This is a genomic window from Microbulbifer sp. S227A, from assembly GCF_049800935.1.
In genome coordinates this window covers 983237-1008544 of sequence record NZ_JBNAFZ010000001.1, presented here as the reverse complement: position 1 = coordinate 1008544, position 25308 = coordinate 983237, and the positions used below count along the sequence as shown (strand labels likewise).

The following is a 25308-nucleotide window of genomic DNA, read 5'->3' as shown; positions in this document are numbered from 1 at the left end:
CGCTCCGTGACCTGCGCCACCGCGTCGATCTTAAACTCATCTGAATAGCGAATTTGCCCTGACATCTGCATCGTCCTTTGCTTCCAAAATTACCAAGCAAAGCGTTTACAAATCTAGGGGCACCTCAGACTGTGCCGTCATTATCAAGGTCAGCAACGCTGCAGGTGGTCTTTCCTAGATCAATGCCCAAGACCGCAATATTCATCAGAATGTTCCTCTCTTTCCGCTATTCCTGCGACGATAGCCGCAGGCTTGGCGGGAAGGCAGTTCATCCCATTAGGTCACCGGTAGCACAGCAAAATAGGGCGGACTCTACCTCAAAATGGAGGAGGGAACGCGTATCAGGTCAGGTTACACCGATCTTGCTGGCGTTCGATATGCAGAGGGCTGCAATCAAACATAGAAAGCAAATTGTAGGGGAAGCGAATGCAAACGGGCTTTCTGCGAGGATGGCGACCGTCGCGATGCCGCCGAGCCGAGCAAAGGTGATGTCCAGACTCGTCGAGAGTCCGCTCATTCCCTGGGGCGCAAACTTCAGGATCATTTGCGTAGAGGGTGCATTGCTGCATGCAAGACCCGAACCAACGAGTACCGATGATACTGCGAGGACGAAAAGGTTCTCGTCAAAATACACGAGTGACAAACCAACAGCGATAAGCAACGGTGCAGCAAGCATAATCGTCCGGATATGGGCGCCGTCAACCATGTTGCGCAAAAGTGCGCTCAGGCCGGAGAAGGTTAGCCACATGATCGTCAGCAACAGACCAAGGCTGGCCGTCTTGATTTCGCTGTTCGATAGCCAGACGGGGAGTTGGAAAAGATAGTAGGTGATGGAGCCATAGGTGCAGAAGACATACACGAAAGTCATCCAGAGGTTCTTGGACTGGAAGAGCTTCGAATAGGCTTTCTTTGGTCCCGAATAGGTTGGGGTCTCTTCGAGACCTTGCCTTCTGTTCAGATTAATCAAGGCAAATACGGCGATCACCGCAATGAGAATGAACGCGAGATTCCAGCCATGTGCACTGAGGAAGCTGCCATAAAAAAGCGGTGCGAGTGCTGCGATGTAGCCAGCGATACTGCCCCAGACAATTAGCACGCGTCCCGGTTTCTGCGGCGAGGCACGTGTCAGAAGGAGGGGAATAAGCGGTGAAAAGACGCCGCCGCCAAGGCCTTGCAAGGCGCGACCGATGATGAGGGTCTCGAAACTTTCCGCGGCGGCCACCAGAAGCGAGCCGGCCGCGAACAGAATGATACCGTAGCCAAATATTTTCCCCGTATTGAACGCATCGCCGCACCAGCCTCCTAGCAATACCCCGGCGGCAACTGCGATCCCGTAGGTATTGAAAACCCAGGCCAGGTCACCGACTGACAGGCTGAACTGTAATTGGATTGCATGCAGCAGAAGCGGAACCAGCGTGAGTTCCATCACGAATGCGATATGCGCGGAGACTGGTCCGATGACCGCTGAGCGTGGCGATATGACCACTGGTTCAGCGTCTTCGATTTTGGGCGAATCGGGTCTCAATTCTCAGGATCCCGGATCAGGCATTCGCGCTCGCTGCCAGATGGGTTTTGCCATCGACGGGTTGCACGGCAGATCTGACGGCGGAAACACTGGCGGTGCTCTTTATCCTTTGAGGCGTTTGCGCAGTCAGATTGGCCATGTCCCGCTCACCCATCCAGATCAGATGGTCTTCGTCGGTCACTTGCTGGTCCGGACCCAGCCAGCGGCCGGGTTCACAATGGCAATAGCCATATCGGAGATGAGCGCCCTTTGCGGCCAATTGTTTGGGGACCAGCGCAAAAACAAAGGACGGGCTCCACGCCCCGATCATCAATTCGAGCAGGACGCGCGACAAAAGTGAGGTCGCACCCAAGCTGCGCGGACCTCCAAGTCCACTGCTGCGAAGCCAGAAATCACCATGGTAACAGACCTTGCCGGTGATCGTCTGGAGCGCTTCGGGCCCGGAGTAAAAGGTAAGGTCCGGATCGGGTGTCGAATTGGGCGTAATGTATTTGTGGCGATGGTCATGCAGGTGTGTTGCAAGCGACGTGCCGGATAGATCAAGAAGGCGCACGGCTTGCGTATGGACCAGTTCACCGCTTGCGTTGAATGCGCAAACCCAGAAGCCGTTGGTGCGGTCGATATAGGAACTCGCCACATCGAACATCGCGTAGATCGGACCGCGATCAGGCTGCTGCATCCGATAGGAGCGGTACTTGGCAAAATCGTCGCCGATCTCGACCCTCAATCCTGCACCTTCAAGATCGCCGAGAACGGTGGACAGGCGGGTTGTCAGTTCAAATAGTGTGCTTGGAGACATGCGCATCATAGCGGGCCCTCGATTTATGGTTATGCATCCAGATTCCACCAAATGCCTCAATTTTTATTAGTTATTTTTCCTGACAACGCACTCAGTTAACAATCAAGTGGTTAATGATGTGTTAGTTTCCCTGACCTTTTTCCGGAGAATTCCGTTGCATTGAGATCGTATTTTATCGGATGTGCGCCGCTGACTGCACAGGGCGGGTATCCAGGGAATTTATTCGACTTTCTCAAGACAGAAAGGCCGCTTTTCCGACCAATCTGCGGGGGCGTGCAATGGCCAGCCGTAGCGGGGTCGACACCCAATGTTTGCAGCCCGCCGACGCAAAAGTGGCGAAATTACGGCATGCTTTTCAAATTAATGTAAACCCGTTGCTGGGCTTGCCTCCTCTGCAACCGATTGCTCTTAATCCATTATTTGATATTTTGGGCGCCGCCGGGGCATTGGGAGCCGCGCTCCTTGAACACTTGCCGGACCGGATGGTTGAAATTGAGGCATTCTCAAGGCAGGGGTGCTTGGTCGGCCATATTTCGGTCAAACATGGGCTGAATTATCTGCTCAGCGAAAGGAAATTCGATGACTCTGGATAAGCTGTTTGACAAGTCTGTTTCTGTGTCCTTCCCACCGGCAGGTTCCGTGAACGTACGCACCGGAAACGCCGTCGAGGGTCCAGGAGGCAGGTGGGTGCCATGCGCGTCCGCAATCGCGGATGGTGAATACGTTTCCTGCGTCTACGAGGTCGGACCTGGTCGCAGACAGGTTTGTGCCGGTATCTTCCCGACACACAGCGCCGATCAGGCGCTTTCCCAAGCGGTCGAACTTGCCATGACCGCCGCAGCATAGGAAGCCTTCCCCGACGGTACTGACATTGCGCTGCGATAGGGGGAAATCATACTGGAGCGGGCGGCGGGAATCGAACCCGCATCTCTTGCTTGGAAGGCAAGGGTCTTACCATTACACAACGCCCGCGCTGTTGATTGACGTATTTCACCATGCGTTGAACGTCAAGTGCCCCTGTGGGCCTTTCGAAATCACCGTGTGCCCGTGAAAAATTCCCGGCCTTGACTGGTCGCCCCACCGGGTCGATGCGGCTTGGAGCCGGGCGATGATGGCCCGAGCGATCACACCTTGACTTGCTTTCGGCGCGCGATTGCAACAGCGTGAGGCGGGCAGCCTCGCGGTTCAGGGCGTGCATGGGGAGCCTTCGATCAGAGAGCTCCCGAAGATCCCTGTTGCGAGGCCCTGCGGAGTGGAGGGCAAGATGGCAAATGATGCGGATGTGATCATCGTGGGCGGTGGCTTGGCGGGGTTGGTTGCCGCGACCGAGGCCGCCGGTGCGGGGCGCAGGGTCGTAATTGTCGAACAGGAAAGCGAAGCGAATCTTGGCGGGCAGGCGTTCTGGTCACTGGGTGGCCTTTTCATGGTGGATACGCCCGAGCAACGGCGCCTGGGGATCCGGGATGGCGTTGAGCTGGCCTGGGCCGATTGGCGCGGCGCTGCGGGGTTTGATCGCGACGAGGATCATTGGCCGCAGAAATGGGCGCGCGCCTATGTGGAGTTTGCCGCGAGCGAAAAGCGTAGCTGGCTGCGGGGGATGGGGTTGCGGCTCTTCCCGATCGTCGGCTGGGCGGAGCGGGGCGGGATCGATGCCTCGTCGCATGGCAATTCGGTACCGCGTTTCCACATCACCTGGGGCACCGGGCCGGGTGTGGTCGAGATTTTCGAGAACCGCGCGCGGGCGATGGTGGCCGATGGCCGGATCACCATCAGGTTCCGTCATCGGGTGGATGATCTGATCGTCGAGACCGGGGCCTGTACCGGGGTTGCCGGGTCGGTTCTGGCGGCTGATGACGCCGAGCGCGGCGAACCGACCAACCGCGATGTTGTCGGCGCGTTCGAACTGCGCGCGCTGGCGGTCATTGTTTGTTCGGGCGGGATCGGCGGCAATCTTGACCTGGTGCGCCAAAGCTGGCCCGAACGGTTGGGCAAACCGCCCCAGACCATGATCAAGGGGGTGCCCGCGCATGTGGATGGCCGGATGATCGGAATATCCGAGAGCGCCGGGGTCAACACGATCAACAAGGATCGCATGTGGCATTACGTTGAGGGGGTGCGCAACTGGGATCCGATCTGGCCCGACCACGCGATCCGCATCCTGCCCGGCCCATCGTCGATATGGTTCGATGCGACCGGCAAGCGTATGAAAGCGCCGAACTATCCGGGTTATGACAGCCTTGGTGCGCTGCATGACATCCTGGCGACCGGCCATGATTACACGTGGTTCATCCTGACCCAGAGCATCATCAAGAAGGAATTTGCCCTTTCCGGGTCCGAGCAGAACCCGGACCTGACGGGCCGGGATTGGAAGATGGTGGCGGGCCGTGCCTTCGGAGCGCGGGCCACGGGGCCGGTGGAGGCGTTCAAGGAACATGGCGCGGATTTCGCGGTGGCGGACACCCTCGGCGATCTGGTGGACAAGATGAATGCCATCGCGGGCGGCAACCTGCTGGATGAAGCCGCGATCCGCGCGCAAATCGAGGACAGGGATCGCCAGATCGACAACAAATTCACCAAGGATCAGCAGATCATGGGCCTGCGGACCTTTCGGAACTATATCGGCGACAGGCTCATCCGCACCGCGAAGCCGCACAAGATCCTGGACCCGGCCCATGGTCCGTTGATCGCGGTCAGGCTCAACATTCTGACGCGCAAGACCCTGGGCGGCATCGAGACCGATCTGGGCGGGCGGTGTTTCCGGCGGTCCGCAGGGCGGGGTGTCGAACCGATGCCGGGGCTATATGCGGCGGGCGAAGTTTCGGGCTTTGGCGGCGGCGGCTATCACGGCTACCGGGCGCTTGAGGGCACTTTTCTTGGCGGCTGTATCTTTTCCGGACGGCAGGCAGGGCGAACGGCGGCGGAAGACGTCAGGTAACGCGGGGTGCTGTCTGAGCGGCGAGTGCGCGGGCTTTCTGCATGACTGTCACCGGGTGGATTGCCGGGCGGGCGGTCGTTTCGCGGGTGTGGGCGGGGCCATGCGGTCACGGGCCAGGGTCTGGGCCTCGGCGCGGTCGAGCCGGTCAAGTATGGCGTCCGGGGGAATCCCCTGGGCATGGGCCTTTTGCCAGAGTTTGCGGCAAGAGGCGGGCGACCATGGCAGCGCCGCCTGTGCCATCCAGGCACGAAGCGGTTGCGGCAGGGCGTCATAGGCACGCATGGGGTCGCTGGAGCGACGGCGCCGTTGCAGCGCGGTTTGCCCGAGATTGGAAGCGGATGTCATGTAGTTTCCACCGTTTTCGATTGCTGTCGTGACGGGGCGGGCACCTGTGTGAACTGGGCAACCATTATGTAATCTCATTACATCAAGAGTGGCCAATCTGCGCGGCTGGCTGGCAGTGACGGCTATGGATTTGGCCGTCACTGCCCGTGTTCATCGGGCCTGCCGGTTTACAGGCACGCGGCGAGGGTTGTCGCGATATTGCGGATCATCTGGGGATAGAGCTCCGGCCCCGGCTCCAGGTCGACGCCGAGCGGATCGATCACGGCGGTATTCGCCTCGGTTCCCTCCATGACCGTGGCGACGAGGCCCGGATCGAATTGCGGTTCGGCCAGTACGCAAGTGATGCCCTCGCTGCGGACCCGTCCCTGGATTTCGGCGATGCGCGCGGGGCTTGGCGTGGTGGCATCGCTAAGCGAAATCGCGCCGGCGGCGGGAAAGTCGAAATCACTTTCGAAATATTGATAGGCGTCGTGGAAGGAAATGAAGTTCCGGCCACGCACCGGTTCAAGGGTGGCATTTACCTCGGCGGTGAGCGTCTGCAGGTCTTGGCGCGCGGCGGCGGCATTGGCGAAATAGGTGCCCGCATTGTCCGGGTCCGCAGCGGACAGTTCGGCGGCGATCAGGTTAAGCCAGGTCGCGGCATTGTCCGGCGACAGCCAGGCATGGGCGTCATGCGCGCCGTGGGCATGGCCATGGTCGTCATGGGCATGGCCCTCATGATCACCATGGCCGTGATCGTCATGGCCGTGCTCGCCCTCGTGCTCGTGATCGTCGCCATGGTCGTGAGCGTGCTCGTCCTCGTGATCATGGTTGTCACCATGGGCATGTTCGTCTTCGTGATCATGGTCATCATGGTCATCATGGTCATCATGGTCATCATGGTCATCATGGTCATCATGGTCATCATGGTCATCATGGTCGTCGTGATGGTCATCGCCATGGTCATGATGCTCAAACAGCGCGTCCTCGCGGAAGGTCAGCAATTTGGTTCCTTCTGCCTCCAGCAGGGTGAGATGCCGTGCATCCGGGGCAAGGGTTTCCACCGCATCTTCCAGCCACGGGGCGAGATCCGCGCCCATCCAGATCACGATATCCGCTTCCTGAAGCGAAGCGGCTTCCGAGGGGCGCAGGCTGTATTCATGTGGCGATGCCCCCGGCCGCAAGATCAGGTCAGGCGCACCGGCCCCCTGCATGACGCGGGCCACAAGGGAATGCACGGGGGCAATATCGGCGACGACATTGGGCACATCCGCCATGGCGGTTCCAGCAAGGAGAGTGGCGGCAACTGTGAGCGGCGCGAGCATTCTGGACATTGGGGACCCTGTGTGATTTTATAACATGAGAAGCCGGATACATGATATAGAATAACATGACAAGTGAGGCGCGACCCATGCCTGCCGACACCGCACGCCCGATCGGGTTTGAACAGCATGACCACGGGGCCTGTGTCGCGCGGGGGCTTGCCGCGGCCGAGGCGCGCTGTGTCGCGGAAGGGCTGCGCCTGACGCCGGTACGCCGCAAGGTCCTGGAAATCCTGTTGCAAGAGCACCGCGCCCTGGGGGCCTATGCCATTCTCGACCTGTTGCGCGACGAGGGGTTCGGCTCGCAGCCGCCGGTGGCTTATCGTGCGCTCGATTTCCTGGCCGAAAACGGGTTTGTTCACAAGATCGAACGCCTGAATGCCTTTGTGGCCTGCACCCATCCCGGCGAAAACCACTCACCGGCCTTCATGATCTGCCGCATGTGCGACTCGGTGGCCGAGGCGCAATCGACACCGGCCAAGGGCGCGTTGGGCAGCGCCGCGCGCGCGGCTGGTTTTCACATTGAAAAGACCGTAGTCGAGGCCGAGGGGATTTGCCCCGCATGTGCAGGCAAGGCCGAGGCATGAGTCTGATTGCAGTCAGGAACCTGGGCGTCGCCTATGGCGCGCAAACGGTGCTGCGCAACGTCGATCTCGTGCTCGAACGGGGCGAGATCGTCACCATTGTCGGGCCGAACGGTTCGGGCAAGACCAGCCTGCTGCGCGCCATCATCGGCGCGAACGCCCCCCAGAGCGGTAGCATCACCCTCGCGCCCGGGTTGAAGATCGGCTATGTTCCACAGCGCCTGCATATCGACCCGACCCTGCCGATCACCGTCGAACGCTTCATGCGGCTGACGGATCGGGTGCCGCGAACGGCCTGCCAGGCGGCACTTGACGCCGCGGGCGTGCCCGACCTTTTGAAACGGCAGATGTCGCACCTCTCTGGCGGACAGTTCCAACGGGTTCTGCTGGCGCGGGCGCTGATCAACCGGCCCGATGTTCTGTTGCTGGACGAGGCGACACAGGGGCTGGACCAGCCGGGATCGGCGGCATTCTATCGCCAGATCGAGGCCGTGCGCCGCGACACCGGCTGTGCCGTCCTGATGATCAGCCACGAATTGCACGTGGTGATGAGCGCCTCTGACCGGGTGATCTGTCTGAACGGTCATGTCTGCTGTGAAGGAGCTCCGGCCGTGGTGGCGTCGGCCCCGGAATACCGGGCGCTGTTCGGCACCGGCACCGGTGGCGCGCTGGCGCTGTACCGGCATGACCACGACCACCATCACGACCATGACCACGCCCATAGCCACGAGGCAGCCGAGTAATGCTTGACGACTTCATGACCCGCGCGACGCTCGCCGGGGTGGGGGTGGCCTTTGCCGCCGCGCCGCTGGGCTGCTTTGTTGTCTGGCGGCGGATGGCCTATTTCGGCGATGCCACCGCCCACGCGGCGATCCTGGGTATCGCGCTGTCGCTGGCGTTGCAGGTTTCGGTGTTTGCCGGGGCCACGATTGTGGCGCTTATCATGGCGTTTGCCGTGACCCAGCTTGCGGGGCGCGGCTATGCGATGGATACCCTGCTGGGGGTGCTGGCGCATTCGTCGCTGGCCTTTGGCCTCGTGGCGGTATCGTTCCTGTCGGGGGTGCGTATCGACCTGATGGCCTATCTGTTCGGAGACATCCTCGCCGTGTCGCGTGGCGACCTGTTGGTGATCTGGGGCGGTGCGGCGCTGGTTGTCGGGTTGATCCTCTGGCGGTGGTCGGCATTACTGACCTCGACGCTGAACGAAGAGCTTGCCTATGCCAGCGGCCTGGATCCCAAGCGCGAACAGCTGATCCTTACCGTGTCGCTGGCGATCACCGTTGCCGTTGCGATCAAGGTGGTTGGCGTGTTGCTGATCGCTGCGATGCTGATCATTCCGGCTGCCGCAGCGCGCGGTCTGGCACGAACCCCCGAGGCGATGGCGGGTATTGCCGCGACCATCGGCGCGATCGCTGCCATTGCTGGGCTGCGCGGGGCCTATGTGTTCGATACCCCGGCAGGCCCCTCGATCGTCTGCGTCGCCGCACTGATTTTCGCGGGGCTGAACCTGATGGGGTGGCGCAGCCGGAGCGGTGGCTGAGCCGGTTACTGCCCCGCCTGAATGAAATCCGCACAGCGATTGCCCAGCATCATCGCCGGTGCATTGGTGTTGCCGGCATTGATATCCGGGACCGCCGACATGTCGCAGACCCGCAGCCCGGTAATACCCCGCACCCTGAGACAGGCGTCAAGCACCGCAGACGGGTCGCCATCCGCGCCCATGCGGGCGGTTCCGGCGGGGTGATAATTGGTTTTGACAAAGCGTTTGCAATGCGCCGTGAGCGCCGCGTCCGACCGGTCGGACGGGTCCGGTATCGCGACCCGCTCGATACGCTTGGCCAGCGGCGCGGCGGCCATGGCGTCAAGAAAGAACCGCTGCCCCGCGATCATCGCCGCCATGTCGTCCGGGTGTTTCAAAAGGTTCGGCGAAACTTCGGGCATCACGGTCGGATCCGCCGAGGCCAGCCGCACGTGGCCGCGCGATTTCGGTTTGACCACGACCGTCGTTATGGTGACGCCATAGCCATCCTGCAACACATCCCGCGCGTCCCGGTCCAGATAGACAATGGGCACGCAAAACGCCTGAATCGTCGGCGGTGCCTCGGGATTGACCGGATTGACAAAGGCCCCGGCTTCGACCCCCGCCGACGTGACCGGGCCCGAGCCGAACAGCTTGAATTGCAGCCCGTTGCGCAACATGCGCCAGCCGTCGCCCTGTTTGTAATAGCCATAGGGGCCGTTTGCGATGGCGGTGATCGGCACTTCGGGGTGATCGATCAGGTTCTGGCCGACACCGGGCAGGTCGGCGGCAACCGGGATCGCAAGCGCGCCCAGGTGGTCGGCGGGGCCAACGCCCGACAGCATCAGGATCTTTGGTGTGACCAGCGCGCCCGCCGCAAGGATCACCTCGCCCGACGCGCGCACTTGGTGGCTGCCGGACCTGTCGCGATAAACCACGCCACGGGCGCGGCCGTTTTCGATCAGAACCCTGTCGACCTCGGATTGTAGCCGCACCACGAGGTTCGGATTGCCCTCTTGCGGCGCGACAAAGGCATAGGCCGCCGAGCTTCGCCTTCCATGGCGATTGGTGAATTGGTAGAACCCGGTGCCCCGCTGCGTGGCTCCGTTGAAATCGGGGTTGTAGGGCTCGCCCAGCGTTTGAACTGCCTGCACGAACCAACGCGAGAACGCATCCACATGCCCCGGGTCGGACACCTGAAGCGGCCCATCGGTGCCGTGCAATTCACTCGCAAGACGGTTGTTGCCCTCCATCCCGGTGAAATGCGGCAGCACATCCGCCCAGCCCCAGCCGGGGTTTTCGTTGTTGCCGCGCAGGATGTCCTGCCACGCCTCATAATCGGCGGGCCGGCCACGCATATAGACCTGTGCGTTGACCGATGAACCGCCGCCCAGAACATGCCCCTGCGGGATGTCATGCACCCGCCCGTCCAGATGCGGCTGTGGTGTCGTGCGGTGATAGCGCATGAATTTCGAGCCGTTGATCATCTTGAAGATCCCCGGCGGCATGTCGAGCAGCGGGTGGCGGTTCGAGTGCCCCGCCTCGAGCAGCAGCACCCGGCCAGTCCCCTCCGCAGCCAGCCGCGCGGCGACGACACAACCGGCCGAGCCGCCGCCCACGACGATGTGGTCGAATTCTTCCATCGTCAATCGTCCAGGTCAAAGGTGACGCGCACATATTCCCATGCCGCGTTCAGGTGATTGGTCAACGCTTCGTCGGCGGCTTGCGGATCGCGGTCGATGATCGCGTCAAAGATGGATTTATGGGCGCGGTAATTGACCTCGTTACGGTCGGGCGAGCGCAGCATCTTTTCCCAGTGCGGCGCCAGCCATGACGTATAGCCCTGGTGAACGGCGGGAAAGATCGGGTTCCTGGGGATCTGGAAGAGAACGCCGTGAAACTGGATGTCGGTCCGGTAGAATTCATTGGAATCGGGAATGGCCAGTTCGTTCAGCCGCAGCGCCTCGCGCAGCTGGTCGATCTCGGGCTTGCCTGCGGCGGTGGCGGCCTCTCTGACCAGCGCGCGTTCGATGAAAATGCGACTGCGATACAGGTTGCGCACCCCGCCGCTATCCCCAAGCAGGTGTCGCACCACGTCGCCCGTGGCGTGCAGAACGGTTTCATAATCCGGCTTGCGCACGATCGGGCGATGGCGCGGTTTGCTCTCGACAAGTCCCCGGTTGGACAGTGCCGAGATTGCCTCGCGGATGACGGTACGGCTGGCGCCGAACTCCTCCATCAGGTCGCGTTCGGCGGGGAGCGGGTGCCTGTCGGGCAGCTCGCCCGAAGCGATTCGCGCCGCAATGGCTGCGACAATGGTGTCTGCGGCGCGGGGCCGGTCCTCTGTCTCAGTGCTCATCTTGTCATCGTTCCGAACCATGCCCTCGATAGTAGAGCGGTGATTTGTTCATACCAAACATCCCGCATTGGAATAGTCTAACGCTGTTTTGTGCAGGTTTCAGCCCCAAAATTTTGCAAAATTTCCAGACGAAGCGGCAAATGCGTTGACAAACGCTCGGATGACTCCCTAAGACTCGCTATGTTTGGTCGTACCAAAATCACACAAGATGCATGTGATGGTCTTTCCAAACAGGAGCTACCCGGGTCAACGCAGTGACAGCGACCTGGCATCGGAGGACAGATTTGCGGGCCCCGTGGCCTGTTTGAACCGGGGACACCCCCCAAGGCGCGCCACGGGAGAGGGCGCAATACAGTGGAGGAGAAATTCATGAACCGTAGAGTCTTGCTGCTCGCAGCGACCGCATTGGGGTTTGGCGCGTCGTCGATGGCCCTGGCCCAGTCGCTCCCGCCCCTTGAGAAGAAAGACAGCTATACTGTCGGTTTTGCGCAGATGGAATCCAACAATCCCTGGCGCATCGCCGAGACCAAGTCGTTTCACGACACGGCCGAGGCCTGTAACTGGAACCTGATCGCCACCGATGCGGCAGGTTCGGCGGCCAAGCAGGTTGCGGATGTGGACAGCATGATCGCACAGGGGATTGACGTGCTGTTCCTGCCGCCGCGCGAGGAAAAGCCGCTGATCCCGGCGGTGAAAAAGGCCCGGGCGGCGGGTATTCCGACCTTCCTCGTGGACCGTTCGGTTGATCCGGCCGCAGCCAGGCCCGGTGAAGACTTCGTGGCCTTCCTTGGCTCGGATTTCATCGATCAGGGACGCCGTGTCGCCGAGTGGACCATCGAGAATTTCAAGGGCGACAAGGGCATCATCGTTCAGCTTGAGGGAACCACCGGCTCTTCGCCGGCGAATGATCGCAAAAAGGGGTTTGACGACGCCATCGCAGCGGATGACCGGTTTGAGATCGTCGCGTCGCAGACCGGTGATTTTGCCCGCGATCTGGGGCGTCAGGTGATGGAGACGCTGTTGCAGGCGCATCCGGATGTCAACATCGTCTACGCGCATAATGATGAAATGGCGATCGGCGCGATCCAGGCGCTTGAACTGGCCGGACGCAAGCCGGGCGACGACGTGCTGGTGGTGTCCATCGACGGAACCCGTGATGCGTTGCAGGCGATCATCGACGGCAAGATGGGCGTGACGGTCGAGAGTTCGCCCTTCTTTGGCCCGCTCGCCTGCGAGGTGATGAACCGTTATGCCGACGGGGAAGAGATCGAACATTGGGTACAGGTGCAGGACCGCATCTTTACCCAGGGCAACGCCGCCGATCACATCGACGAAGCGTATTGACGCTTTGATGGCCCAGGGGGGCGCGACCTCTTTGGGCCATTTCCATTTGAAGCGGAAGGGCGCGACATGGCAGAGCTTCTCTCGATGACCGGGATCGACAAGGCCTTCGCCGGGGTCAGTGCCCTGTCGCAGGCATCGTTGTCGATCGCACCCGGCGAGGTGCACGCGCTGATCGGACAGAACGGCGCGGGGAAATCGACGCTGATCAAGATCCTGACCGGTGTATACCGTCGCGATGGCGGCAGCGTGGTCTTCGGCGGTCAGCCAAGCGAAATCGCCAGCCCGCGCGAGGCGCAGGCCGCCGGTATCGCGACGATCTATCAGGAACTGAACCTCGTTCCGCTGCGCTCGGTGACCGAAAACGTGGTGCTGGGCTATGAGCCAAAGCGGCTTGGCCTGTTCATCGACTGGAAAGAAGCGCATCGCCGCACCCGCGAGATTCTGGCCCGGTTTGGCATTGATATCGACGTGCGCGCGCCATTGGGCAGCTATTCGACCGCGATCCAGCAATTGGTGGCGATTGCGCGGGCGGTGTCGCTTGATGCGCGGCTGGTGATCATGGACGAGCCGACCTCGTCGCTGGACGCGTCGGAAATCGAGGTGCTGTTCGGCGTGGTGCGCAGCCTGCGCGATGCCGGGGTCTCGGTCCTCTATGTCTCGCATTTCCTGGACGAGCTGTTTGCGATTTGTGACCGGGTGACGACCATGCGCGACGGGCGCACCGTGGATTGCCGCGACATTGAGGGCGCAACCAAGCTTGACCTCATCGCGGGGATGCTGGGGCGTGACGCCAGGGATATCGAACAGGCCGGCATGACCGAGTTCGGCGGCGGCGGCACCGGCAGCAGGGGCGAGGTGCTCATGACTGCCGAGAACGTATCGACCGGGCCACGCCTGACAGAGTTCGGCATGACTCTGCATCGCGGCGAGATCGTCGGGCTTGGCGGTCTGCTGGGGGCCGGGCGCACAGAAGCGGCGCGCGCATTGTTCGGTGTCGACGCGTTGCGCAGCGGAACGATCTCGGTCAAGGGCAACGGCACCGGACCTCAGACCCCCGCCGCCGCGATCAGCGCCGGGTTCGGCTATCTCACCGAAGATCGCAAGGCCGAGGGGATCATCCCCGACATGTCGGTGCGCGAGAACCTGACACTGGCGCTGCTGCCCAGGCTGACCCGGAACGGCCAGATCGACCGCGCGCGCGAACGCGAACTGGTGGCATTCTATATCAAGGCCCTGGGTATCAAGACCGCCAACATGGAGCAGCCCATTCGCGAATTGTCGGGCGGCAATCAGCAAAAGGTCCTGCTCGCCCGTTGGCTGGCCATCGAACCCGACCTGCTGATCCTCGATGAGCCGACGCGGGGTGTTGACGTCGGGGCCAAGCGCGAGATCCAGGCGATCATCCGCGACAGCGTTGCCAAGGGGGTCGGCGTGGTGCTGATCAGTTCCGAATTCGAGGAAATCGTCGAGGGTGCCGACCGGATTATCGTCCTGAACGAAGGGCGCATCGTGACCGAACTGAGCAATCCGGGGATCACCGAAGATGCCCTCGTGCGCGCCCTTGCACATACCGAGGGGGCTGCCGCATGAGCACGCAAGATACCGGGCTGCGCACCGTGCGAAAGCCATTTGCTTGGGGGGGTGTCCTGCGTCGCCATGGCGGGCTGGTCGCGCTGGTGGTCCTGCTGGGGTTCAATGTCCTGGTGACACCGAATTTCCTGCAATTGCAGACCCTGTTCGTGAATATCAGCCAGGTGGCAACCATTGCCATTGTTGCGATGGGCATGACACTGGTGATCGCCACGGCGGGGATCGACCTGTCGGTGGGGGCGATCATGGCCCTGGCCGGGGCGCTGGCACCGTTGATCTTCCTGTCGGAATTCGGCGTGCAATATCCCGCGCTCGGGATCGCGGCGGCGATCGTGCTGCCCCTTGTAGCCGCGGTGGCCTGTGGGCTGTTCAACGGGGTGATGATCGCAACGTTGCGGGTGCAACCGATCATCGCCACCCTGATCCTGTTCATTTCGGGACGCGGCATCGCGCAGGTGCTGACCAATGGCAACCTGCAAACCTTTTCCAACCCCGCGTTCAGCTATCTGGGCACCGGCAAGATCCTCGGGCTGCCGTTTCAGGGCTGGCTTGCTCTGGCCATCGCCTGTGTGCTTTCCTTGGTGATGACACGTACCACATTCGGGCGTTATGTGCTTGCCATTGGTGGCAATGAACGTGCCGCGGAATTGTCCGGCGGTCCGGTCAAGCGGGTCAAGATCGGCGTCTACATGATCTGCGGTGCGCTTGCGGGGCTGGCCGGGCTGATCGTCGTGGCCATCAACTCCGCCTCGGACGCGGCGCGCAACGGCAACCTGATGGAGCTTGACGCCATCGCCGCGGCAGTGGTGGGCGGCGCGCTGCTGCAAGGCGGGCGGGCACCGATTTTCGGCGCGATCCTCGGGGCGGTGATCATCCAGCTGGTCAAGTACACGCTGCTGGCCAATGGTGTCGAAGACGAGGTCGCGCTCATCGCCAAGGCGGTCATCATCCTCGCGGCTGTCTATGTCCAGCAATCGCGGAAGGAATAGCCATGCTTGATGCCGATGCCCTTGACCTGCGCAAATACCTGTCCCGCAATCCGCAATCCACGGCGGTGTGGATCGCTCTTGTGGCGCTGATCCTGTTCGGGACGCTGCGCTATGACAATTTCGCCGGGGCCTACAACATCACGTCCTTCCTGAACTACAATTCCATGTTCATCGTCATCTCGGTCGGCATGTGCTTTGTCATCATGACCGGCGGGATCGACCTGTCGGTGGGGTCGGTCGCGGCGTTTACCTCGGTGATCGCCGCCTATCTGTCGCCCTACGGGATCGAGGTCGCGCTGCCGCTGGCGGTGCTGGCCGGGATCGGGTTCGGCGTGATCAATGCGATCAGCATCATCCTGCTGCGCATTCCGCCCTTTATCGCCACGCTGGGCACCATGCTGGGGGCCAAGGGCGGGGCGCTGGTGATCTCCGGGGCCCAGACGATCTCGGTCGACTGGGGGTCGAATTTCACCAGGATGGGGATGGAAAAGGCGCTGAACCTGCTGCCCTGGTCCATCGTCGTGGTCGGCGTGGTGGTCATTGCGCTCTGGGTCGTGTTGGAAAAAACCTCGCTTGGGCGCACCGTTCTGGCCATCGGGGGCAGCCCGGATGCCTCGACCCTGATGGGGCTCAAGGTCAACCGCGCCACGGGGTTTGTCTATCTTGTCTCGGGGGGCTGTGCCGGGTTGGCGGGTGTCATCCTGGCCTCGGGATTCGGAGCCGGGCAGCCGCTCGAAGGGATCGGCTGGGAATTGTCGGCCATTGCGTCGGTGGTTGTCGGCGGGACGCTGTTGACCGGGGGGCTTGGTTCGGTGCCTGCCACCGTGGCGGGGGCGCTGTTGCTGGGGCTGGTCTTCAACATCCTGAACTTTGAAAACGGTCGCGGCACCATCAGCTTCAGCGCCTATTGGCAGATGGTGATCCGGGGCGGTTTCCTGTTCCTTGTCATCCTGTTCCAGGCCAAGGTCATGTCTGGACGCAGAACCGGGGAGACCTCGTCTTGAGCAACATTCAATCCATCGAGACCCGCCTGTTCCACGTGCCGCTGGCCGAGGTTCTGGTGGATGCCAAGCATGGCGATCATCATTTCTTTGAACTGGTGACCGCAACCGTCCGGCTGGCCGATGGCAGCGAAGGCACTGGATATACCTATACCGGCGGCAAGGGCGGGCACGCGATCAAGGCAATGCTCGATCATGACCTGGTGCCGTTCCTGATGGGTCAACCGGCCGGGGATGTCGAGGCCCTGTACGAAGCGATGCAGTGGCATGTGCATTACGTGGCGCGCGGCGGCATCGCATCCTTTGCCATCTCGGCGCTGGATATCGCGCTCTGGGACCTGCGTGGCAAACGCACGGGTCAGCCGCTGTGGAAAATGGCGGGCGGCGCGGCGCAGAGCTGCAACGCCTATTGCGGCGGCATCGACCTGGGGTTTGATCTGTCAAAACTGCTGGACTCGGTTCAGGGATATCTCGACCGGGGCTTTGACGGCGTCAAGATCAAGATCGGACAACCGACGCTGGCCGAGGACGTGGAGCGGGTCAGGGCGGTGCGCGACCTGATCGGTCCGGATGTCGCCTTTATGGTCGATGCCAATTACTCGATGAGCGTGGACGACGCGATCGCCGCCGCGCGTGCGTTCGAACCCTTTGATCTGCTGTGGTTCGAGGAACCGACGATCCCCGACGATTACGCGGGCTATCGCCGGATCGCCGAAGCCACCGGCATGCCGCTCGCCATGGGAGAGAACCTGCACACCATCCACGAATTCGATTATGCGTTCGAACAGGCAAGTCTGAGCTATATCCAGCCCGACGCCTCGAATTGCGGCGGCATCACCGGCTTTCTGCAGGTGGCGGACAAGACGCTTGAACACGGGATTCCGATTTGCAGCCACGGGATGCAGGAACTGCATGTCAGCCTGGTGGCGGCGCGGCCCAATCCGGGATGGATCGAAGTGCATTCCTTTCCCATCGATACCTATACCACGAGACCTCTCGTGGTGCAGGATGCCAAGGCCGTCGCCCCGGATGTTCCCGGCATCGGCGTGACCTTTGACTGGCAGAAGCTCGATTCTGCGAACCTACTGACGACGCAATAACGGAAACAGACATGACACATCAGGCAGCCTTTTATCGGGGCGACAAAAGCTTTTCGGTCGAACCGGTCGAGACGATTCCACCCGGCAGGGACGAGGTGCAGATCGAGGTCGCGTATTGCGGCATCTGCGGGACCGACCTGCATATCTATCTTGGCCACATGGACCCGCGCGTCGGGTTCGAACGCACGATCGGCCACGAGATGTCGGGCGTGGTGTCGGCCATTGGCGAGGGGGTTCAGAACCTCGCCGCCGGGCAGCGGATCGTCGTGCGGCCGCTGGATCATTGCGGCGATTGCCCGGCCTGCAACGCGGGGCACGAGCATATCTGCCACAATCTCAAGTTCATCGGCATCGACAGCGACGGTGCGTTCCAGCAGAAATGGAACGTGCCCGCCCATACGGTGCACGTGCTGCCCGACGACCTTGACCTGAGTCACGCGGCGCTGATCGAACCGCTGGCGGTTGCCGTACACGACGTCAAGCGCGGCAAGGTTCAGCGCGGCGAGGATGTTCTGGTCATCGGCGGCGGACCCATCGGCATGCTGGTGGCGATGGTGGCGCGGGATGCGGGTGCCAATGTGACGATTTCCGAGATCAACGAAAACCGGCTGGCCTTTGCGCAGAAGATCGGCTTTGCCACCCTTAACCCCAAGGATACCGATGTCGCGGCGACGATTCATGACTCGACTGGCGGCAAGGGGGCTGACGTGGTGTTTGAAGTATCGGGCAGCCAGCCGGGCGTTGACCTGATGACCGCCGCGGCGGCGACACGTGGGCGGATCGTGATGGTGGCAATCCACGCGAGCAAACCGCAGATCGACATGTTCCAGTTCTTCTGGCGCGAGCTCGACCTGCTTGGGGCGCGGGTGTACCGGCCCGAAGATTACGACGCCGCGATGGAATTGTTGGCCCGGGGGGTCGTCGATTGCGACAGCTTCATCACCGATATCCAGGGGCTCGGCGATATCCAGGGCGCGTTTGAAACGCTGACCCGCAACCCCAATGCGATGAAATCCATGATCCGGGTATCGGAGGGCGTGCAATGACCCTGAGCGACAAGTTTGACCTGACCGGCAAGACCGCGCTTGTAACCGGTGCGAAACGCGGTATCGGGCGCGGCATGGCCGAGGCACTTGCCGAGGCCGGGGCCGATGTGATCGGGGTCAGCGCGACCCTCGATCCCGCCGGGTCCGCGGTGGGCGATGCGGTGGCCGCGCTGGGCCGCAGGTTTACCGGTTATGCCTGCGACTTTTCCGACCGCGCAGCGGTCAAGTCCTTTGCCGCACAGGTTCTGGCGGAACATTCCCCGATCGATATCCTCGTGAATAATGCCGGTACCATCCTGCGCAAACCGGCGGCGGAACATCCGGACGAAATGTGGGACGAGGTGATCGAGGTCAACCTGAACTCGCAATTCATCCTGACCCGCGAAATCGGAGCACGGATGGTCGAACGCGGCAGCGGCAAGATCATCTTTACCGCGTCCCTGCTGACTTTTCAGGGCGGGATCACGGTGCCGGGCTATGCCGCCTCCAAGGGCGGGATCGGGCAGTTGACGATGGCCTTTGCCAATGAGTGGGCGGGGCAGGGCGTGAACGTCAACGCCATCGCGCCGGGGTATATCGACACCGACAATACCGAGGCGCTGCGCAATGATCCGGTTCGCTCAAAATCGATCCTTGACCGGATTCCGGCGGGCCGCTGGGGAACGCCCGAGGATTTCAAGGGGCCGGTGGTGTTTCTTGCATCCGATGCGGCCGCTTACATGCACGGGCATGTGATGCTGGTCGATGGCGGCTGGATGGGGCGCTGATCGGGCGGCCGCCGGGCCAGAACAACATGAACCGGGCGCAGATCGATCCTGCGCCCGGTTTGGTTTCAGAACTTGAGCGACGCGCTCAGATAGATGCTGCGCCCCGGCTCGTTCAGGGCCAGCACGTTTGACAGACCGTTGCCGTCCGATGCGCGTGACACATAGGTTTCGTCGAACAGGTTGCGCACATCCACGCGGAATTCGACATTCTGATACGAGGGCGGCGTATAGGTGGCATAGAGATTGACCACGTTATAGCTGGGCAATGCGGTCATGCCGCCAACACCATCGGTATCGTCATTCTTCAAGGCGATCTCGGCAGTGCCGCCGATGGCGATGTCGGGGGTTACAGCATACCCCGCCGAGATGCCAAAGATCTGACCGACCGGGCGACCATAGTAATAGGCTGTCGAACCGATTGGCGCGCCGTCAAGCTCGACATCGGCGTCGGTATAGTTGACGCGGATGAAGCCGCGATCCCCAAAGTACCCGACCGAGGCATCGAACCCTTTCGAGGTCAGATCGGCAAGATCGCGGCTTGGGCTGAGCACGTCGTTGACATCGTGGACCTTGGTATAAAACAGCGCACCGCTGGCTTCCCACGGCCCGTTTTCATAGCGCAGCCCGATCCGCGCATTGTCGCCGCGCGATGCTTCGGGTGTGCCGTAAACCCAGGCCCCGCCCAGGTTGATCAGCGACGCTTCGCTAAGCTCGTAGCCGCCCCAGCTCGATGCGGCACCGATGTTGAAGGTCAGCGTATCCGACAGGATCACATCGGCCTGTGCGTTCAGGCTCAGGCCGGTTTCGTCGTATTTGCTGCCATCGGCGAGCTCGTACCGCTGGCTGTCGATCCGCCCGCCATAAGACAGCGACAGCCGGTCGCCGATATCCTGCCGCATCTGCGCATAGATGCCGATATTGTCCAGCGTTTCCTTGCCGGCCGGTGTGGTCAGCGGACCTTCGGGGGTTGCGGTGTCGTGAAAGAAATCGATGCCGGCGGTCAGGGTGCCATTGGCCAGAACGAATTCATTCTCGATCTTGCCGCTCAGGCTGTCATTGGTGCCGATTGCGGCACCGGCCTCGGTATATTGCTCGTTATAGCTGAGCTGGACCATGGGGGCAAAAGCACCGCCGGGCGCTTCGTCGGTATAGGTAAACGTATATGACGTGCGCTCCGACAGGGCGGGCAGGTAGACACTGGGCCGCCCGGCCACGCCGGCAAAATCCGGGCGCGCATAATACAGGCCACCCGGCCCCAACTGCATGGCGCGCAACCCGTGATCCTTGGTGCGGTTGGCGGCGAATTCGAACCGTTTGCCGCCGTCGGTGGTATAGGCGAACTTGCCGGTAAAGGCCGTCAGATCCGGTTCCGTGCCGGGCACGATGTTGCCGTCGCCATCCTCGTAATCGTCGCCGGTGGTCGCAACACCGTTCAGCAGGTATTCGAACCCGCCGGCCTGGCCATAAACCGTCAGCGACCTGCGGAAGCTGTCGCCATTGTCACCATAGCTGAGCTGGGCCTGGCCGCCAAAGGACTGCCCCGCTTCGAGCACGTCGCGCGCGTCGATGGTTTCATAGGCGATGACCCCGGCCAATGCACCCGGACCGGCATCCGCCGGGGCGAGGCCCGAGCTGATCTCAACCTGTTTGAGCAGGGACGGGTCCATCAGGACGTTGCCGGTGTGGTGAAAGGCCGATTTGTTCTGGCGCGCGCCGTCGATGGTCACCGACAGCAGGCTTTCCTCGATCCCGTGGACCAGCACCTTCTGGGCGATCGCGGCACCGCCGCTTGATACGATTTCGGACTCGCCGTCAAACACCTCGGCCATCGAGGATGGGTTGCGGGCCTGGATCTCGTCGGTGGAGATCTGGGTATTGCCCAGTGCTTCCTGCGCCTCGTCGGCTTCGACCCGGATGACATCCAGTTCGAATGCCTCTTGCGCGGCAGCCGTGCTGGCGCAAAGCGCCGCCGCCGAGGCCAGTAGCGCGGCCTTTCTTGTCAGAACCATGCGTCCTGCCCTCTCGTTCTTCATGTCGGAATTGGCTGGCAGGCCGTGGCATGTGCGACGGGTTTTGCTGGCTGTCGCGATCCGCCTAGGGTTTCCTAGTTAATTAGTCAAGTATTGACGCGGGGTTTCACACCAGAACAACGGGCCGGTCGTCGATAACATGCACCTGTGCATCGGTTTTGAACACATCTCCGAGAAGGCCGGGGGTGATGACCACACCGGGCGGGCCGTCCGCCACGATCCGTCCATTGCGCATGACCACAACCCGATCGGCAAAGGCGGCGGCATAGTTGATATCGTGCAGCACGATCACGATGCTCTTGCGGCCGCCATCGGCCATCTGTCGCAGCAGCCCCATCAGGTGGCGCGACGCCGCGATGTCCAGGTTGTTCAGGGGTTCATCCAGCAGCAGATAGTCGGTCTCTTGTGCATAGGCCATCGCGACCAGCGCCCGCTGCCGCTGTCCGCCCGAGATCTCGTCAAGAAACCGGTCGGCCAGCGGGGTGAGCGAGAACAGCCGCAACGTCTCGGTGACGATTTCGCCATCCCGTTTGCCCGGACGGCCCCGATGCCACGGATAGCGCCCCATCATCACCGCTTCGCCGACACGCAGGCGGGCCGAAACCTGTGCCGATTGCGGCATGATCGCCAGAACCCGCGCCAATGCCGCATCCGGGCAGGCACCGATTTGCAGATCGTCCACCATAATCGTGCCGGTTCCCAGGTTCTGAAGGCGTGCCACCAGCGACAACAAGGTCGATTTCCCGGCCCCGTTTGGCCCGATCAGGGCCGTGACCCCGCCGCGCGGCAGGTCGAGATTGATGTCTTCTAGGATCGTCTTGCCCCGGATTGAATGTGCGACACCGCGAATGGAAATCATCGGATATGCCTTTGCAGAACAAGGAACAGGAACACCAGGCCGCCGAGCAGTTCGACAACCACCGGCAGCGGTGTGGACAGGTCGAGAACGCGCTCCATCACCGTTTGCCCGGCGACCAGAACGATACAGCCCACCAGCGCCGCAGTCGGCAACATCACCGCGTGGCGGGTGCCGGTTGCAACCAGATAGGCCAGCGCCGTGACAATCAGCCCGAACAACCCCGAAGGCCCGGCAAGCGCCGTGGCCGATGCAACCAGCACACAGATCAGGGCCAGCGCCTGTTTGCGTCCACGCTGCGGGTTTTCGCCCAGTCCGGTGGCCAACTCGGTACCGAGCGCCAGCACATCCAGCCGGAACCGCATCCGCCATGCAAGGACCAGCGCCGGCAGGCTGGCGGTTGCGGTCAGGGCCAGCAGCCCGCTGTCAACATGGGTGAACCGGGCAAAGCTGGCGGCCTGGATCAACTGGAACTCGTTCGGGTCGATCATCCGTTGCAGGAACTCGGTCAGCGACCGGATCAGGATACCCGCGACGATCCCGGTCAGCACCAGCTTGATCATGTCGCCCCTCGCCCCGAACAGCAAGACGCCGAACAGCACCATGCCCAGGCCGGTCATGGCCGCGAGGTTGATCGCGAACATCGCCGGCGCAGGGATCGCCGCAAACCCGGCCAGCCCCAACATGTGCACCATCGCCGTCAGCACCAGCACATAGAGTGCGTCGAACCCGATGAGCGACGGCGTCAGGATGCGGTTCCCGGCAATCGTCTGGAACAGCACCGTGGCGGTCGACAGGCACAGCCCCACCAGCAGCAGCGCGGCGAGGCGGCGCAGGCGGAATTGCAGCAGGAACTCCCACGAGCCGACGGCGCCCAGCGTCATGAAGGCAAGGCATGACAGCAGGAGCAGCCCGCAGAGCAGGGCCAACCGCCTATCCATGGCGCGGTTCGCGATAGAGCAGGACCAGGAACAGGACCGCCCCGACAACCCCGATCACCGAGGCGACCGGCACTTCGAACGGCGCCCGGATGATACGCCCGCAAATATCCGCCGCAAGCACCAGCGCCGCGCCGATCAGCGCGGTAAACGGCAGGGTGCGGGACAGATTGTCACCCATCCTGCGCGACACGAGATTGGGCACCACGAGGCCGACAAACGGGATCGCGCCTAACGTCACCACCACCATGGCGGTGACAACCGACACCGCCAGCAACCCGGCCGCGGTGATCCGCCGGACATTGACCCCAAGACCGCGGGCCACGTCATCGCCAAGGTTCAGCAGGGCGATCCGCCCGGCGATGAACCATGTCGCCGCCGCCGCCACACCGGCGATCCAAAGCAGTTCATAGCGGCCCCTGAGCACGCCCGACAATTCGCCCGTCAGCCAGACCTGCAAATATTGCATCATGTCGCCCTGATAGGCGACAAAGCTGACCCCGGCCCCGATCAGCCCGCCATAAATCAGCGCCACCAGCGGCACCAGCAGCGGCTGGGTCGGGGGCAGGGGGCGGATCAGCATCAGCAGCCCGGCGCTGCCCGCTAGGGTGGTAACGGCGGCCAGCCCCATCTTGATCCAGACCGGCGCGCCGGGGATCAGCAGAGTGGCCAGCAGCACCCCAAGTGCTGCGCTTTGCCCGGCTCCGGCGGTCATCGGTTCGACAAAGCGGTTACGCGCCAGCACTTGCATGATCTGCCCGGTAATCGCCAGCGTCGCCCCGGCAAGCAGCGCCGCAAGCGTCCGGGGCAAGCGGCTTGTCAGCATCAGCTGCCGGGCCTCGGGGTCGGTGAACAGGTCGCGCGGACCGATCGGGATGACCCCGATGAACAACGAGATCCCCGCCAGAAGCAGTACCCCGCCAAGACCCAGCCACAGGCGCATCCGGGTGTCAGCCCGCCTCGGTCAGCGCGGCGATCAGGTCGTCGAGCGTCCGGATGATGGCCTGCGCGCCGCCCGCGGCGATATAGGTTTCCGCCGGTGACAGGTAGATCACGCTGCCCGCCTGGCTGGCCCTGGTGCCGTGAATGAGGTCATTGTCCAGCGTCGCGCGGGCGTTTTCCGACCCTTCGCCGACGGCCTGACCGCGATCGATCACGATCAACGTATCCGGATCGGCGGCGGCGATATACTCGAATGTCACCGCCTCGCCATGCCGCGACTCGGCAATGGTATCCACCGCCTGCGGCCAGTTCAACGCGGTATGCAGCCACCCGAAACGGCTGTCTCGGCCAAACACGGACAGCTTGGGCCCGTTGGTCATCAGGATCAGGACGTTGCCACGATCCGCCACCATGTCGCGTGCCCGGCCGATGCGGTCGGAGATCGCCTGACGCAACGTGTCTGCGACCTCTTCGGTGCCGGTGAGCGTGGCATAGGCCTCCAGCCGCGACAGGCCGTCCGCGATCATGTCGGTCCCGATGGTCATGTCCACAACCGGGGCGATGGCCGACAGGGCATCGGCCATGGCGACCGAGCGCCCGCCCACCACGATCAGATCGGGGGTCAATGCGGCGATGGCCTCGAAATCGGGCTCAAACAACGATCCGACGGCGGGAATCCCTTTGGTCGCCGCGTCGAGATAACTGACGAAAAGCGGGGAGATCACGCCTTTGGGCGCAACGCCCAGGGCCGTCATCGTGTCAATGGCCGCCACGTCCAGCGCAACGATATTCTCGGGCTGCCCGGGCAGCGTCACGGGGCCGGTCGCGGTTTCGATGGTGATCGGATCCGCAAGCGCACCGGTTGCCGAGATCATCGCGAAGGCAGAGAAATATCGTAGAAAACGCAAGGGCATGGCCGACTCCAGAAGATGTGTTGGCTCACGCCGTTGGCGTTGGCTACTGACGTTGGGGGCCGCAATAGGGCGTTGTTTGCAGGGGGTCAAGGGATTACCATAGTAAAAGAATCAGAAATAGGAATGCAAAATGCTGTCGTCGCAAGGCCACTTTGAAACTTCGAACGGATCGAAATACCTGCAACAATTGTGCAAGCATTTCGCGCATAAGGTCGCGGTGGAATATGACGACAGGTCCGGCCATGCGGACCTGCCTCCGGGGCGGGCCACGCTGGTTGCCGACGATCACGGGCTAAAGATCGTGATCACCGCCGAGGATGAAAAGGGGCTGGGGGTTGCGCGCTATATCGTCGAGGATCACCTCAAGCGATTTGCCTTTCGCGAAGAGTTCTCGGCGATGAACTGGACCGACGCGTAACCGGGG

24 protein-coding genes and 1 tRNA gene are annotated in these 25308 nt (G+C 62.2%); 13 read left to right on the top strand and 12 right to left on the bottom strand.

All coding sequences use genetic code 11. The annotated features are described in order from the left end of the window. Positions 1-346 precede the first annotated feature (346 nt). Both ACP15R_RS04805 and ACP15R_RS04800 read right to left on the bottom strand, forming a co-directional pair. Complete coding sequence (locus ACP15R_RS04805) at positions 347-1426, bottom strand: MFS transporter (protein WP_424985240.1); 1080 nt, start codon at positions 1424-1426, stop codon at positions 347-349. 115 nt (positions 1427-1541) lie between these two features. Beyond that, positions 1542-2333 carry a hypothetical protein gene (locus ACP15R_RS04800; RefSeq protein WP_424985239.1) on the bottom strand — a complete coding sequence of 264 codons (792 nt, stop codon included), beginning with the start codon at positions 2331-2333 and terminating at the stop codon, positions 1542-1544. A 269-nt stretch (positions 2334-2602) separates the two neighbouring features. On the opposite strand from ACP15R_RS04800, the gene ACP15R_RS04795 reads away from it, so the two are divergent. Continuing rightward, positions 2603-2917, top strand: coding sequence for a hypothetical protein (locus tag ACP15R_RS04795; protein WP_424985238.1), 315 nt, complete (start codon positions 2603-2605; stop codon positions 2915-2917). Between the two features lie 305 nt (positions 2918-3222). On the opposite strand, the gene ACP15R_RS04790 is transcribed toward ACP15R_RS04795, so the two are convergent. Then, positions 3223-3296 (bottom strand) — tRNA-Gly (locus tag ACP15R_RS04790). Positions 3297-3588: 292 nt separating this feature from the next. Here ACP15R_RS04790 and ACP15R_RS04785 point away from each other — a divergent pair. Beyond that, positions 3589-5259 carry an FAD-binding dehydrogenase gene (locus tag ACP15R_RS04785; protein ID WP_424985237.1) on the top strand — a complete coding sequence of 557 codons (1671 nt, stop codon included), beginning with the start codon at positions 3589-3591 and terminating at the stop codon, positions 5257-5259. A gap of 48 nt (positions 5260-5307) precedes the next feature. Here the strand turns inward: ACP15R_RS04785 and ACP15R_RS04780 are convergent, their stop codons facing one another. Together ACP15R_RS04780 and ACP15R_RS04775 are read right to left on the bottom strand one after the other, a co-directional pair. Then, positions 5308-5604, bottom strand: coding sequence for a DUF6525 family protein (locus tag ACP15R_RS04780; protein ID WP_424985236.1), 297 nt, complete (start codon positions 5602-5604; stop codon positions 5308-5310). A gap of 167 nt (positions 5605-5771) precedes the next feature. Beyond that, a complete protein-coding gene (locus tag ACP15R_RS04775) occupies positions 5772-6917 on the bottom strand; it encodes a zinc ABC transporter substrate-binding protein (RefSeq protein WP_424985235.1) in 1146 nt (381 codons plus the stop codon). Positions 6918-6994: 77 nt separating this feature from the next. Here ACP15R_RS04775 and ACP15R_RS04770 point away from each other — a divergent pair, with 77 nt between their 5' ends. From ACP15R_RS04770 to ACP15R_RS04760, 3 genes are read left to right on the top strand one after another with little or no spacing between them, the layout of a single operon-like run. Beyond that, a complete protein-coding gene (locus tag ACP15R_RS04770; RefSeq protein WP_424985234.1) occupies positions 6995-7492 on the top strand; it encodes a transcriptional repressor in 498 nt (165 codons plus the stop codon). Further along, on the top strand, positions 7489-8232 hold the full coding sequence (locus tag ACP15R_RS04765) for a metal ABC transporter ATP-binding protein (RefSeq protein ID WP_424985233.1): 744 nt from the start codon (positions 7489-7491) through the stop codon (positions 8230-8232). The genes ACP15R_RS04770 and ACP15R_RS04765 overlap by 4 nt, the downstream gene beginning before the upstream one ends. Beyond that, positions 8232-9029, top strand: a complete 798-nt coding sequence (locus tag ACP15R_RS04760; protein ID WP_424985232.1) for a metal ABC transporter permease — start codon at positions 8232-8234, stop codon at positions 9027-9029. Before ACP15R_RS04765 ends, ACP15R_RS04760 begins: the two co-directional genes overlap by 1 nt. 5 nt (positions 9030-9034) lie before the next feature. On the opposite strand, the gene ACP15R_RS04755 is transcribed toward ACP15R_RS04760, so the two are convergent. Together ACP15R_RS04755 and ACP15R_RS04750 are read right to left on the bottom strand one after the other, a co-directional pair. Then, on the bottom strand, positions 9035-10651 hold the full coding sequence (locus ACP15R_RS04755) for a GMC family oxidoreductase (RefSeq protein WP_424985231.1): 1617 nt from the start codon (positions 10649-10651) through the stop codon (positions 9035-9037). 2 nt (positions 10652-10653) lie between these two features. After that, positions 10654-11367, bottom strand: coding sequence for an FCD domain-containing protein (locus tag ACP15R_RS04750; protein ID WP_424985230.1), 714 nt, complete (start codon positions 11365-11367; stop codon positions 10654-10656). 369 nt (positions 11368-11736) lie between these two features. Between ACP15R_RS04750 and ACP15R_RS04745 the strand changes: the two genes are divergently transcribed. The 7 genes from ACP15R_RS04745 (at position 11737) to ACP15R_RS04715 (ending at position 19204) form a co-directional block, all read left to right on the top strand. After that, on the top strand, positions 11737-12711 hold the full coding sequence (locus ACP15R_RS04745; RefSeq protein ID WP_424985229.1) for an ABC transporter substrate-binding protein: 975 nt from the start codon (positions 11737-11739) through the stop codon (positions 12709-12711). A 66-nt stretch (positions 12712-12777) separates the two neighbouring features. Continuing rightward, positions 12778-14301 (top strand): sugar ABC transporter ATP-binding protein, encoded by a 1524-nt coding sequence (locus ACP15R_RS04740; protein WP_424985228.1) that lies wholly within the window; start codon positions 12778-12780, stop codon positions 14299-14301. Beyond that, positions 14298-15290 carry an ABC transporter permease gene (locus ACP15R_RS04735; RefSeq protein WP_424985227.1) on the top strand — a complete coding sequence of 331 codons (993 nt, stop codon included), beginning with the start codon at positions 14298-14300 and terminating at the stop codon, positions 15288-15290. Before ACP15R_RS04740 ends, ACP15R_RS04735 begins: the two co-directional genes overlap by 4 nt. Positions 15291-15292: 2 nt before the next feature. Next, positions 15293-16294, top strand: coding sequence for an ABC transporter permease (locus ACP15R_RS04730; RefSeq protein WP_424985226.1), 1002 nt, complete (start codon positions 15293-15295; stop codon positions 16292-16294). After that, a complete protein-coding gene (locus tag ACP15R_RS04725) occupies positions 16291-17391 on the top strand; it encodes a mandelate racemase/muconate lactonizing enzyme family protein (RefSeq protein WP_424985225.1) in 1101 nt (366 codons plus the stop codon). The genes ACP15R_RS04730 and ACP15R_RS04725 overlap by 4 nt, the downstream gene beginning before the upstream one ends. Before the next feature lie 11 nt (positions 17392-17402). After that, complete coding sequence (locus ACP15R_RS04720; RefSeq protein ID WP_424985224.1) at positions 17403-18437, top strand: zinc-dependent alcohol dehydrogenase; 1035 nt, start codon at positions 17403-17405, stop codon at positions 18435-18437. 2 nt (positions 18438-18439) lie between these two features. Continuing rightward, complete coding sequence (locus ACP15R_RS04715; protein WP_424985247.1) at positions 18440-19204, top strand: SDR family oxidoreductase; 765 nt, start codon at positions 18440-18442, stop codon at positions 19202-19204. A gap of 65 nt (positions 19205-19269) precedes the next feature. On the opposite strand, the gene ACP15R_RS04710 is transcribed toward ACP15R_RS04715, so the two are convergent. From ACP15R_RS04710 to ACP15R_RS04690, 5 genes are all read right to left on the bottom strand, one after another. Continuing rightward, complete coding sequence (locus ACP15R_RS04710; RefSeq protein ID WP_424985223.1) at positions 19270-21213, bottom strand: TonB-dependent receptor domain-containing protein; 1944 nt, start codon at positions 21211-21213, stop codon at positions 19270-19272. A gap of 127 nt (positions 21214-21340) precedes the next feature. Beyond that, a complete protein-coding gene (locus ACP15R_RS04705; protein WP_424985222.1) occupies positions 21341-22093 on the bottom strand; it encodes an ABC transporter ATP-binding protein in 753 nt (250 codons plus the stop codon). Beyond that, a complete protein-coding gene (locus ACP15R_RS04700; protein WP_424985221.1) occupies positions 22090-23031 on the bottom strand; it encodes an iron chelate uptake ABC transporter family permease subunit in 942 nt (313 codons plus the stop codon). Before ACP15R_RS04700 ends, ACP15R_RS04705 begins: the two co-directional genes overlap by 4 nt. After that, the gene (locus ACP15R_RS04695; RefSeq protein ID WP_424985220.1) at positions 23024-23971 is read right to left on the bottom strand and encodes an ABC transporter permease; all 948 of its coding nucleotides are present in this window, start codon (positions 23969-23971) and stop codon (positions 23024-23026) included. Before ACP15R_RS04695 ends, ACP15R_RS04700 begins: the two co-directional genes overlap by 8 nt. Positions 23972-23978: 7 nt before the next feature. Further along, the gene (locus ACP15R_RS04690; protein WP_424985219.1) at positions 23979-24884 is read right to left on the bottom strand and encodes a siderophore ABC transporter substrate-binding protein; all 906 of its coding nucleotides are present in this window, start codon (positions 24882-24884) and stop codon (positions 23979-23981) included. 130 nt (positions 24885-25014) lie between these two features. On the opposite strand from ACP15R_RS04690, the gene ACP15R_RS04685 reads away from it, so the two are divergent. Next, positions 25015-25302 (top strand): DUF2218 domain-containing protein, encoded by a 288-nt coding sequence (locus tag ACP15R_RS04685; protein WP_424985218.1) that lies wholly within the window; start codon positions 25015-25017, stop codon positions 25300-25302. The last annotated feature ends 6 nt before the right edge of the window (positions 25303-25308 follow it).